The organism is Ignavibacteriales bacterium (genome assembly GCA_026390595.1).
In the GTDB taxonomy this organism is placed as follows: domain Bacteria; phylum Bacteroidota; class Ignavibacteria; order UBA10030; family UBA10030; genus UBA9647.
Genome location: JAPLFQ010000005.1, coordinates 1 through 11722, shown reverse-complemented (window position 1 = coordinate 11722; position 11722 = coordinate 1). Strand labels below are relative to the sequence as shown.

Genomic DNA, 11722 nt, shown 5'->3' with positions numbered 1-11722 from the left:
AGAGTCAGCTTACTTATTACCACGTCGCATCTGTCCGGCTTTCGGTCCTGTTCCGTCACATACACCCGTGCCGGTGCAGGTTCCCGTCTTCGCTCCATAGCCAGTCCCGTCTTTTGGTCCTTGACCCATGTTGCCGGTGCCATTTCCCGGGCCATAGCCCTTCCCCTGTTGGCCGTTGCCCATCTTCTGTCCGGCCTTTGTGCCGAAGTTGTCGCACACGCCATCGCCGTTTTGATCGATGAAGAGTGCGCCGCGTTTGCGAGTGCCCGTTCCCTTCTGCTGCGCAACTGCGTCGTGGGTGAACATCACACCCAGCGCGCCCATAAGTGCAAGAGCCAGAGCTGCATTGATGATGCGTTTCATTGCGACCTCCATTATGATTTGTGATTAATGTCTTTGACCTGTGCGTGTCAAAGCTCTGACCTGATCATCGCAATCAGCGTGCCAGGAAACGGCTTTGATGAAGGCCTGAATTCTACACTAAAACGCACTCTGATGGAGGCCTGTGAACGATGAGGCAGAAGTTCGACGAATTTGTCGGGTTTGCTCGACGAAATTGTCGAAGTAAGCAGTAGGTTTGGCAGGATCGAAATCGGGTGCTACTTCACACCCCACTTCCCGAGACGATAACGTAGGTTACGTTCGGAAAGTCCGAGTTTCTTCGCGGCCTTCGATTGATTGCCGCCATTCGTGCGAAGAGCATCGAAGATGAGATCTTTTTCGAGCTTTTCTACTTGATCTGCAAATGAGAGGGGAGAGTTCGTCTCAGGAATCATGGATTCTGTCTTGAGTGAACGAACCACCTGCGGCAAATCGTCGGTCGAGACATGCTCACCGCGTGACATGATGACGGCCCGCTGAACAATGTTCTCGAGCTCGCGCACATTGCCCGGATAATCATAGCGCAAGAGCATGTCCCATGCTTCTTTCGTGAAGCTGAGTCTTTTTCTTTTGTTCTCCTTGCCAAATCGAATCAGGTATAGCTCCAGGAGAGGCGCAATATCTTGACGTCGTTTTCGCAGTGGTGGGATCTCGATCGCAATCACGTTCAGACGGTAGAACAGGTCTTCACGAAACGTCCCGTGTCCGATCGCATCTTCAAGATCCTTGTTCGTTGCAGCGATGACTCGAACATCGACTTGAATGGTGTCCGATCCGCCCACGCGTTCAAATTGATGTTCCTGCAGCACGCGCAGGAGTCTCACCTGAGTCGCGGGTGGAATATCTCCAATCTCATCGAGGAACAGCGTCCCCCCATTTGCCATCTCGAACCTGCCGCGACGCTGTCTGTCTGCACCGGTGAACGCCCCCTTTTCATGCCCGAATAGCTCGCTTTCCAACAGGTTTTCGTTCAGCGCTGCGCAGTTCACCGCAACGAATGGTTTATCCTTGCGGTCGCTGGCGAAATGAACTGCTTTTGCGATGAGTTCTTTCCCCACACCGCTCTCACCACGGATTAACACTGCGGCGGAACTCTGGGCAACCCGAGCTGCCGAACTGAGAATCCCCTCCATGGCCGCTGACTGCGAAATGATCCCGGCAAAGGAATGTCTCTCAGCCAGCTGCTCCCGCAATAGCTGGTTTTCCGACTTCAGCTGGTGAAGTTCTTCAATCCGACGCAACAACACATCGAGTTCATCGAGGTTGATGGGCTTCGTAAGATAGTCGAATGCCCCTTCCCGCATCGCAGTCACCGCACCTTCGATGGTTCCGAATGCCGTCATGATGATCACGGCAGCTTGCGAGTGAACATTTTTCGCAGCCTTGAGCAGATCAACACCTGTCCCGTGCGGCATTTGAAAATCCGTCAGAATCGCGTCGACAGAGCTTGCTGCGAAACGCTCGATCGCACGGGCGACACTGTCGGCTTCGTAGACAACGTGACGCTTCTTCTTCAGATAGCCCGACAAAATGCTGCGTTGGGAAGCTTCATCATCGACAACGAGAATATTCATGCACTTTGCCTGTTCATTCTTCATTTCCCAATAATCATCTTAAGACCGATGAGCACGAGTGCAACCCCAAAAACTTTCTCAAGCGTTTCGTTCGATACGGTCATCGCATACCGGGCACCAAGAAGACTCCCGACTACAAACCCAACTGCAATCAACGCGGCGACCCTGATATCAACAAACCCTTGTCTATAGTATGTCCATGCTGCAAGGAGCCCTATTGGTGGTACCAGCAAAGCTAGTGTCGTTCCTTGCGCCTGATGTTGTGAAAACCCGAAAATGAAGACGAGCGCAGGCACGATCACGAATCCACCACCCAGACCCACGAGTCCGCTCAGAACGCCAGCAAGTAAACCCAGAATGACAAACCCGGCCATGTCACCCATGATTTCTTCCTTTGAATTGTTCACGATCAATCGAAAATTGCCAAGCACAGAACGACTCGCCAATGAGATCAGGCGGGCAATTCAGGCGCAGTTCATCAAATTCAATCAAGGCCATCCCTCGATTTCCCACGCGACGGAATCGCTGCAAAGTACGCATTCGTCTCAAGCAAACAAAGAAGCCCCTACAGGAGGGGCTGAATCGATGGAAAAGCGGCCGTGCTCCTCACACCAGATCAACGATGTTCTGCGCACTCAAGAGGGTATGTTCTTGCGATCGCCTTCGCTGGTCTCTTTGACGGTCTGCACTGACAGAATGGAGGGCTTCGCTTTGGAGCTTATTCGATAAGCCAGATGGCGCACAGAAAGAATCAAGGGACACTGTCGACCAAAGTCTGTCACTCCCATGAACAGGGCCAAGAGGCCGAACGTCAGGAACCATCCGCTTCCCCTTACTCCAACGAGAAACATCAGCGCCAGGATTACACCAACGCCGTTAAGCACATATCTGACCACGGATCTGCTTTGCATCCACACATCCTCTCTTGAAAGTCGTACTCCATGCCGCACTCCGGTTGATGGTTTATAATCCCGCCATCAGGCGGCTTCCAGCTCTTTCGAAACAGCTATTGCTGCGACCGTTCCATCCGATACTGCAGTAGTTATCTGCCGGAATGATTTGCTCGCGACATCACCAACCGCGTACACGTCCGGGATGTTGGTTCGCGTGTTCGAATCGGTCTTGATATATCCCCACTGGTCCAACTCAAAGTAACGGCTGAATTCATCGAGGTTGGGTTTCATTCCCGCGAATATAAATACTCCATCACACTCAATCGTCTTCAGATGTTTCGTTTTCAAATCTTCGATCACAACCTTCCGGACACTTGTTCCCTCTTTAATGAACTCTCTCGGTTCGTGCTCGAAGACAAACTTGATTTTCGGGTTGGCAAACGCTTTTTCCTGAGCGGTTTTGTTCGCCTGCAGCGTATCAAACTGGTGTACGATGGTCACGCTCCGCGCGAATTTTGCAATGAACAGCGACTCTTCAATTGCAGAATTGCCCCCACCGATGACAACGACATCCTTCCCCTCATAGTACTTTGCGTCGCAGGTGGCGCAATAGGAAATTCCCTGCCCGCGGTATTCTCTCTCCCCCTTCACACCAAGAATCCGCGGGGAAGAGCCGGTCGCAATAATAATCTTCTTCGCTTTGATCGTCTCAAAGCCATCCACGACAATGTTCTTGTGGACAAGGTCGATTGATGTAATTTCAACTGCAGTGCGAAAATCCGCCCCCGCGCCTTTGGCTTGCTCAGACATATGGTGCATCAATTCGTAACCGGAAATTGGCTCCGAAAATCCGGGATAGTTGCTCACGAGGTGTGTCACCTTCACCTGTCCGCCAGGCAGTTCCCGGTCCACTACGATCGTCTTTAACTTTGCCTGTGCGGTGTAAATGGCTGTCGCCAGTCCAGCCGGACCCGCCCCCAGAATAATCACATCGCACTCCGTCTTCACCGGCCGAATGCTCCGACGAAGCTCCTCCGACCGTTCCTGTGTCAGGAACAACCCCAGATTTCTGACAATATCGGATCTCTTGATACCTCCGGTCAGTTGTTCACCAATGCGCTCACCGTTTCGGAAAAACAGGAGTGTCGGCGAAGAGGAGACTCCGAGTTTTGTTGCCAATTCTCTGTTTTCCTGACGGAAGATCTTGAGAAACGTGATGTCGCGGCCGTAGATCTCGCTGAGCGGTTCAAACTTTGCTGCCAGCGCCTCACACGGCGGGCATTCGGATGAATAGAAATCGAGCACCACGTCACCCCCGTTGAGCACAGTGTTCTCGAAGTCTTCTGTCTTGATGTATCGAATCAGATCACTCATGGCTGAACGAACTCCCTTTTAAAGTATGTGGACATCCCCATTTCCAGCAGTTCCTTGATGGGACGGCAATCGGGTGAAAGGATGTTCCCCGTTCCGTTGAAAGCGACCGACGCACAGCCCCCGCCGCAAGCGAGACGCACGTTGCAAGATTCACATTTCTTGATTGACGTAACGTCACGTTCTTGCCATCGCTCAATCAGTTCTTCCCGTTTCGACACCGTGGGATAGAACGTGCCAAGGGCCTCTTCTTTCTTCCCTACGGTTGCTGTACACGAGTAGATAGTACCGGTGTAGTCAAATGCCCATTCCGTCTTCGTGCCGGGACACGAGTCGTACAGCGGGCTGGGGAGTTCTCCATTCTCGAAGAGAAATTTGGCAATTGAAAATGCTGGTTTGTGAAATTGAAGAACCTCCGGGTGTGCTTGGATGAGCGTGTAGAGCTCCTGGAACATTTCCACGCGGGTCAGCAATTTGGACCGATCGGTCTGGCAGTAATGAAGCTCATAGTTCCGCCCGAGCTGCGTCTTAAATTGCGGGTGTTGTGTCCACCCCTTATCGATCGCAAATTGTGCAAGAGCAGGAAGAGCTGTGATGTTCTGCCGGTCGACAACGACGCGCAGGTTGATCGTGAGATTGTGTTCAAGGGCTTTGTCGATACCGGCGGCGATGTGTTCGAACGTCGAGCCGCCCCCTTTCAACGGACGACGGATGTTGTGGAGCTGTTCCGGCCCATCGAGCGTCACCTGAATTTCACGAATACGGTATTCCTTCAGAGTGTCGACATATTCCTGAAGGTTATAGCCGTTGGTCACAAAGGCGGTCTCCAGGCCGGCCTCTTGTGCTCTGTCGAGCAAGCGCCTGATTGTGTTCCTGTATTTTGTGCCTGAAAGCAGCGGCTCCCCGCCGAACACCGTGATGTACTTCTTTCTGCCGGCGAACTCCTTCTGCACATACTGGAAGAAAGAATCGACGATCTCAGCGCCAGGCTCGCCGTGCTCGTTTTCATACCCTTCCTGGTAACAGTACCCGCAAGCGAAATTGCATGAATACCAGGGGACGAAAAAGAGCTGTACTTCATCGTTGTCACGCTCATCAAGAAAGTCCGCGTATCTCTTCCGAAACAACGTGGTTTCCTCTGCCTCGTCGCTCAAGTATCCCTTGGCGACATACTCGTCGACATCTGTGTACCGCTGATCGAGAATCTCCAGCGCTTTGTCCGCTGAGAGGATGTCTGCGTTGCCGGAAAGCAGGTTCACGATGAAGTATTCATCGGAATCCGCAATCTTTGAGAAGATGTTGTGTTGTGAGAATTTCATGGGAGGAGAGAAAGCTAAGCCATACTGATGAGAATTGTCGCTCGTGAATTAGTCGTGACAACCTGCCGCGTTTTTTGACGTTTTTGCACAGCACTGCGCTGTGCTCGTTGCAGTGGTCGTGTTTGTTGTGATCAGAGATTTCATAGAGACCTCCTTTCTGAATGCACGGACCCGATCAGGATCCGCAATTGCACGATGACTTCTTCGCTTGTACCGTGAAGCTTACCACGGTGACTTTTCCCTTCGCGTATGGCTTGCTCTCTTCAACTATGCTGATGTCTTTGAATCCTGCCTCAGTCAGAATCTTCATGTATTCTCCCTTTGTAATCGCTCCGGCCCAGCATTCGGCGACAGCAACCGGATCGTTTGCATATTCCGCGGGGACCGGATCGCTGGAGTAGATGTCGCTCACGACGAATCGCCCCCCCTTTTTCAGGATCCGATGAATTTCTGACCACACCGCACGCTTATCTTTGGCGTGGTTAATAGTGCAATTGGAGATGATAAGATCTGCGAGCTCCCCCTGCAGTTGTATACTCTCGAGCTCCGATCGGACAAGTGAAACGTTCGTGTACCCGAATTTCTCGATGTTCTTTCTCGCCTTCGCGAGCATTCCGTCAGAAATGTCGACACCATAGACAGAGCCGCCGTCTCCAACCGCCTCACGCAATCGTATCAGATCGGTCCCCTTGCCACATCCCAGATCAACACAAACTTCCCCAACCTTCGGTTGGCTCAGGTCCAATGCCCCGCCGCAGGAAAGACAGCATTCCTGCTCCGCCAATTGTGTGTATCTCTTGTCTATTTCGATTGTGTCCATGTTTCCCTTTGTCGGTTGTCTTATTCAGGATATCAGATCATTCGATCCGCCGGTGCATAGGAGTGAACTCTCGCTCAGTTGAGATGCGCAAAAACTGAAGAAGATTCACAAATGCAGAGTAAATCTACAGTCGTTGAAATACTCAACGCATCAAACATGCGAATTTTGAAAAAAACGCCCATTACGCTGAGAAAACGCCAACTGTAAGTATGGAACAAAAGTTGCATTTATATAACAATTCATCTTAGGACAGAATCATGGAAGAATACAAAAGAGCGGCGGTTGAGATCATAAGGCTTGGTCTCTGGAATCATCGCGTTCAGAACACATTGGCAAAGACAGCGGCTCTCCCGGTCTATCAGTTGGAGTGCTTGCTGTTTCTGTACCTCGATCATCCGGAATCGGCCGGCAGTCTCGCCGAGAAACTCGATGTTCACAAGAGTACTCTCTCAAAACTGTTGTCCGCACTCCAGGAGCGGGGCCTCATTGAAAGGGCGCTTGGTGATCCGGATCGTCGAACGGAACGATTGACGCTTACTGACGCCGGTCTCAAGTTAGTCGAAAGCGTCCAATCAAGGGCCGAAGAAATTGCTATAGCTCTTCTGCAGCTCCTCCCTGAAGAACGACGATCTCAGTTTATGGGTTGTGTCCGCACGATCACCTCGAACGAGGTTCCTGTCCATACCGAAACTGCACGCAGTACCACAGAATCGTCTCACGTACAAACTAATACTTGAAGGAGGTTCTCATGAAGATTTCACGAAAAGATTTTCTATCATCAGGGTCAAAATACGCGGCAGGAGCCGTCGTTGGCGTGGTGGCTGCTGATTCCCTCATGAACAAAGCGATGGCAGGCACCAATGCTGCCTGGCCATATCCGTATCAGGCACTTGACGTCGAGAAAGTCCGGATTCTGGGACACGATCTGTACTACGACGCCACATACGGCGGATGCTGCTTCGGCGCATTCGCAGCGCTTGTGAAAGCAAGCGCGGATGTCGCGGGAGAACCCTACACATCATTCCCAACCGGACTTATGTTATGGGGTGGCGGTGGTGGAGCGAGCTGGGGTGGGACGTGCGGCGCGGTGGCTGGTGCAGCGGCGTTCATCGCACTTGTCTCCGTGAAAGCTGATGGCTCTGCATTGGAGAGCGAGGTATTCGGATGGTACACGCAGACAAAATTCCCCACAGACATCAGCAACCAGTACGGTGTTCAATCGAAATACACGCAGAACAAATACACACAGACTCTCGCCCAGAATACCTCCGGCTCCATTCTCTGCCACGCCTCGATCGCAGAATGGTGCAAGAGCGCCAAGTTCACTGAGAGCTCAACAGAGCGCAAAGAACGCTGTGCCCGCCTCACGGGCGACGTTGCCGCATACGCCGCAAAGATCCTGAACGACAAATTGGCTTCGAAGTTCACTCCGCTCTTTGCTTCGCCGGCGATCATTGCCGAGTGCAAAGGCTGCCACAGCGGCACCATCACTGCAAAAATGGAGTGCACGCAGTGCCACGGCGACCACAGGACAGGCACGACGCATGTTGCGGAGCTTGAAGGCGTCCCGGCAGGCTACGAGCTCGAGAACAACTATCCAAACCCGTTCAATCCGCAAACGCGGATTCAGTTCGCAATTCCGGCTGCAGCAACCGTAGATATCGCGATTTACGATATCCACGGGCGTCTGGTGCGCAATGTGGTTGCGTCGGAACATCACGAGTCGGGCCGATACGCAGTTGAATGGGATGGAAAAGACAATGCTGGAGGACGAGTGGCCAGCGGACCGTATTTCTGTCGCATGCAGGCGGGACGTTTCTCCGCAACAAAGAAACTCACACTTCTCAAGTAATACCTGCACGTCGTTTTGGCATCAAGGGGGACCTCCCGGGGTCTCCCTTGTTGTCTTGTCGAAAACGATGGATGAACCTCACCTCACCTCACATTGACTGCCTTCCTTTTCTGTTGTATGTCGAACCATCATGCAGCGTCGTTCGCTTCGTCCTAATTGCTGGAAGTGATTCTCACACGCGGGAAGCTGGCGGAGTGTTTCGACGTTCCGTGGCCCAAATTCGTGGGCATTCCGTCTGGCATACTATATGAGCATATACTCATATACTCTACTACTCACGGAGAAACGATGAAGAAATCGGCAGACTTAAAGGCAGAAATCCTGGTCGCACTCGCACATCCAAATCGCATTCGCATCGTTGAGCTCCTCCGGAAGGACGTTCTCTGCAATTGCGAGCTCGCTCCCGCGCTGGAGCTTGAACAGTCGAACCTCTCCCGCCATCTAAAAATCCTTGTCCATGCAGGCATTCTCACGTCGTGGAAAGACGGATTGCGGGTAAACTTCAAGGTAACTGACGACCGCATCTTCAAGATACTTGACGTTGCCGCTGCCATTGCCAGGCTTGAATCAGAAAAAAAGGCAGAAGCCCTCAAAGCATAACGACGTGTCCATAGGAGAACAACAGATAATGAATATCAAGGTTCTTGGATCAGGCTGCATGAACTGCAAGACACTCCACCGTCGCACAGAGGAAGCGTTGAGCGAACTTCATCTTCAAGCGACAATCGAAAAAGTGGAGGCCTATCAGGATATCGCCGCGTATGGCATTCTGAAGACGCCCGGTCTGGTCATTGACGAGAAGGTAGTCCTGGCGGGTTTTGTGCCGCCTGTGGAAAAGCTGAAAGAAATTCTCCTCGCCCACCAGAGCCCGCAATGAAACTTGTTGAAAAACATCTTCTTGGCTCAGTTGTAGTACTTCTTCCACTCTGGATCGCGCTGTATGCCGTCCTGCAACAAGCGGCAGATGCACTCGTGCTCGTGACAGGACTGCCGCAGGGGGAACGACTGACCGAGGCCGTGCGCTTTTTCGTTTACGAAGTCCCCAAAGTGTTGCTCCTGCTGACGCTGGTTGTGTTCGTCGTAGGTATCGTGCGCTCGTATTTCTCACCTGAAAGTACACGTGCCATGCTCGGCGGCAAGTCTTTGTTCGCAGGGAACATGCTCGCAAGCTTGCTTGGAATCGTTACGCCCTTCTGTTCCTGTTCAGCGGTTCCACTCTTTATAGGATTTGTTGAGGCAGGCATTCCGCTGGGCGTCACGTTTTCATTCCTTATTGCTGCGCCGATGATCAATGAGATAGCGGTTGTTCTGCTGTGGGGACTGTTTGGATGGCAAACTGCGCTGCTGTATGTCGGCACAGGTCTCGTCATCGCAATCTCAGCCGGGTTCGTGATTGGAAAACTCAAAGTGGAAAGGTTTGTGGAGGACTGGGTCTATCAGATCCACTCAACCAATCCTGGAATGGAGGAAGCCGCGCCTGACTTCCGTGACCGGATTCAGTCGGGATATTCCGCGGTCAGCGATATCGTGGGAAAGGTATGGCCCTACCTGCTTGTAGGTATTGGAGTAGGAGCGGGCATCCATGGCTACGTGCCGGAAAACTTCATGGCAGGATTGATGGGAAAATCCGCCTGGTGGTCCGTTCCCGTGGCCGTGCTGATCGGTGTGCCGCTGTATTCGAACGCAGCAGGAATCATCCCGATTGTGCAGGCGCTGCTGGCAAAGGGGGCGTCGCTCGGTACCGCCCTGGCTTTTATGATGTCTGTGATCGGCCTTTCGCTTCCGGAAACCATCATACTACGCAAAGTCCTCAAGCTACCACTGATTTTTATCTTCGTCGGCGTAGTTGCGTTCGGCATCATCATCGTTGGCTATCTTTTTAACATCGTCTATTGACGATCGGACGGCAGTCGAATCATCGAGGAGGATATATGAATGTCAAGGTTCTCGGATCCGGATGCAGCAAGTGCAAGGCGCTCGAGCAAAAAGTGCGTCAGCTGGATGAAGCAAATCAACTGCACCTGGAAATCGAAAAGGTCACCGACCTGAAAGAAATTATGCAATATGGAGTTATGATGACGCCAGGATTGGTTATCAACGGCGTCCTCAAAAGTTTCGGCAGTGTACCCAAGGATGAACAACTTCTACAATGGTTGAAGAAAGAGTGAATATGAGAATCCATTATGTCATAGCAACAATTGCACTCGTCATTACAGCACAGACTACCTTATCCCAGAAAAAACCCTCTGCAGCAGTTGACAAGAAAAGTCCTGTCACATTTGTGGAGCTTGGCTCGGTCAACTGCATTCCATGTCGTCAAATGCAGCCCGTGATGAAGGCCATCGAGAAAAAATTCGGCGAACAAATCAAAGTAGTGTTCTATGACGTTTGGAAGTCCGAGCAGCGAAAATATGCGGAACAATACGGTATCAAGCTTATTCCGACACAGGTCTTCCTGGATGCCGCGGGCAAGGAGTTCTTTCGTCACGAGGGATTTTATCCCGAATCCGAGATCGACAAGCTCCTTCAGAAGCAGGGACTGAAGATCCAAACGGGGAGGTGAGAAATGCTTGACAGCCTCTTCACATGGTTGACAACAGCCCTGAGTGAGCCGTTCGGAATTGCGCTCGTAGCCGCGTTGGGATGGGGTGTTGTAAGCATTCTGCTCAGTCCATGTCACCTCTCCAGCATTCCCCTTGTCATCGGATATATCAGCAGCCAGGGACAGCAAGGGGTGAGGCGCTCGTACTCGCTCTCCCTCGTCTTTGCCCTCGGTATTCTCATCACGATCGGGCTCATCGGTGCGGTCACAGCATCAGCAGGTCGGATGATGGGAGATGTCGGCGTGTGGGGCAATATCATCGTGGCAGGAGTGTTTTTCGTTGTTGGTCTCTATCTCATGGACGTCATCACTCTCTCATGGGGCAGGTTTGTCCCGCAAACATCCTATGCTCAAGGATGGAAAGGCGCGTTGCTTCTGGGCCTGATCTTCGGCATTGGGCTCGGCCCTTGCACCTTCGCCTATATGGCGCCGGTGCTTGGCGTTGTGTTCAGCATTGCATCCACGGATCCGATGCGTGCTTTCTCGTTGATCGCGGCGTTCGGGGCAGGGCACTGTGCCGTCATTGCCATTGCCGGAGGCGCAGCGGGAACAGTCCAGAAGTATCTCAATTGGACAGAACAGTCAAGAGGCGCGACGTACCTTAAGCGGGGTGCGGGCGCGCTCGTAGTCTTGGCTGGAGTGTACTATCTTTACACCGCATTTTGAGATCAGCCCACTTGAATCTATCGATTCAAGGTGAGGGAAATATTGCGATGGGGTTGCTTGTTACAACAGCTTTATCTCGAATGTTCATGTTGATCGTATTGCAGAGAACAGAGGTGTCTCATGCCAGGGTCATGCTGTGGAAAGCCGGTCGCGAAAATCATTAGGGTGGCGGATTTTGAAGCAGGACTGATCGGTCTAGATCAAGCCTTTCACAATGTATACATTGCCGGTCTGAGCGGTGAAG

15 protein-coding genes are annotated in these 11722 nt (G+C 52.1%); 8 read left to right on the top strand and 7 right to left on the bottom strand.

The annotated features are described in order from the left end of the window. Positions 1-9 precede the first annotated feature (9 nt). From NTU47_00735 to NTU47_00705, 7 genes are all read right to left on the bottom strand, one after another. Positions 10-363 carry a hypothetical protein gene (locus tag NTU47_00735; GenBank protein ID MCX6132309.1) on the bottom strand — a complete coding sequence of 118 codons (354 nt, stop codon included), beginning with the start codon at positions 361-363 and terminating at the stop codon, positions 10-12. A gap of 236 nt (positions 364-599) precedes the next feature. Next, entirely contained in the window at positions 600-1955 is a 1356-nt protein-coding gene (locus NTU47_00730) for a sigma-54 dependent transcriptional regulator (GenBank protein MCX6132308.1), read from the bottom strand. A gap of 20 nt (positions 1956-1975) precedes the next feature. Next, positions 1976-2338, bottom strand: a complete 363-nt coding sequence (locus NTU47_00725) for a TSUP family transporter (protein ID MCX6132307.1) — start codon at positions 2336-2338, stop codon at positions 1976-1978. 252 nt (positions 2339-2590) lie between these two features. Next, positions 2591-2866: a hypothetical protein gene (locus tag NTU47_00720; protein ID MCX6132306.1), complete on the bottom strand. Its 276-nt coding sequence runs from the start codon at positions 2864-2866 to the stop codon at positions 2591-2593. 66 nt (positions 2867-2932) lie between these two features. Next, positions 2933-4222, bottom strand: coding sequence for an FAD-dependent oxidoreductase (locus NTU47_00715; GenBank protein ID MCX6132305.1), 1290 nt, complete (start codon positions 4220-4222; stop codon positions 2933-2935). Beyond that, entirely contained in the window at positions 4219-5538 is a 1320-nt protein-coding gene (locus tag NTU47_00710; protein ID MCX6132304.1) for a radical SAM protein, read from the bottom strand. The genes NTU47_00715 and NTU47_00710 overlap by 4 nt, the downstream gene beginning before the upstream one ends. Positions 5539-5713: 175 nt before the next feature. Next, positions 5714-6358 (bottom strand): methyltransferase domain-containing protein, encoded by a 645-nt coding sequence (locus NTU47_00705; GenBank protein MCX6132303.1) that lies wholly within the window; start codon positions 6356-6358, stop codon positions 5714-5716. A gap of 257 nt (positions 6359-6615) precedes the next feature. Between NTU47_00705 and NTU47_00700 the strand changes: the two genes are divergently transcribed. The 8 genes from NTU47_00700 to NTU47_00665 all read left to right on the top strand — a co-directional run bounded on the left by NTU47_00700 (position 6616) and on the right by NTU47_00665 (position 11478). Continuing rightward, positions 6616-7095: a MarR family transcriptional regulator gene (locus NTU47_00700; GenBank protein ID MCX6132302.1), complete on the top strand. Its 480-nt coding sequence runs from the start codon at positions 6616-6618 to the stop codon at positions 7093-7095. An 11-nt stretch (positions 7096-7106) separates the two neighbouring features. After that, positions 7107-8210 (top strand): C-GCAxxG-C-C family protein, encoded by a 1104-nt coding sequence (locus NTU47_00695; GenBank protein ID MCX6132301.1) that lies wholly within the window; start codon positions 7107-7109, stop codon positions 8208-8210. Between the two features lie 288 nt (positions 8211-8498). Beyond that, the gene (locus NTU47_00690) at positions 8499-8810 is read left to right on the top strand and encodes a metalloregulator ArsR/SmtB family transcription factor (GenBank protein MCX6132300.1); all 312 of its coding nucleotides are present in this window, start codon (positions 8499-8501) and stop codon (positions 8808-8810) included. Positions 8811-8838: 28 nt separating this feature from the next. Then, positions 8839-9087, top strand: a complete 249-nt coding sequence (locus NTU47_00685) for a thioredoxin family protein (GenBank protein ID MCX6132299.1) — start codon at positions 8839-8841, stop codon at positions 9085-9087. After that, entirely contained in the window at positions 9084-10106 is a 1023-nt protein-coding gene (locus NTU47_00680) for a permease (GenBank protein MCX6132298.1), read from the top strand. Before NTU47_00685 ends, NTU47_00680 begins: the two co-directional genes overlap by 4 nt. A 35-nt stretch (positions 10107-10141) precedes the next feature. Beyond that, positions 10142-10378: a thioredoxin family protein gene (locus tag NTU47_00675; GenBank protein ID MCX6132297.1), complete on the top strand. Its 237-nt coding sequence runs from the start codon at positions 10142-10144 to the stop codon at positions 10376-10378. A 2-nt stretch (positions 10379-10380) separates the two neighbouring features. Further along, entirely contained in the window at positions 10381-10773 is a 393-nt protein-coding gene (locus NTU47_00670) for a thioredoxin family protein (GenBank protein ID MCX6132296.1), read from the top strand. A gap of 3 nt (positions 10774-10776) precedes the next feature. Next, positions 10777-11478: a cytochrome C biogenesis protein gene (locus NTU47_00665; GenBank protein MCX6132295.1), complete on the top strand. Its 702-nt coding sequence runs from the start codon at positions 10777-10779 to the stop codon at positions 11476-11478. Positions 11479-11722: the final 244 nt, after the last annotated feature.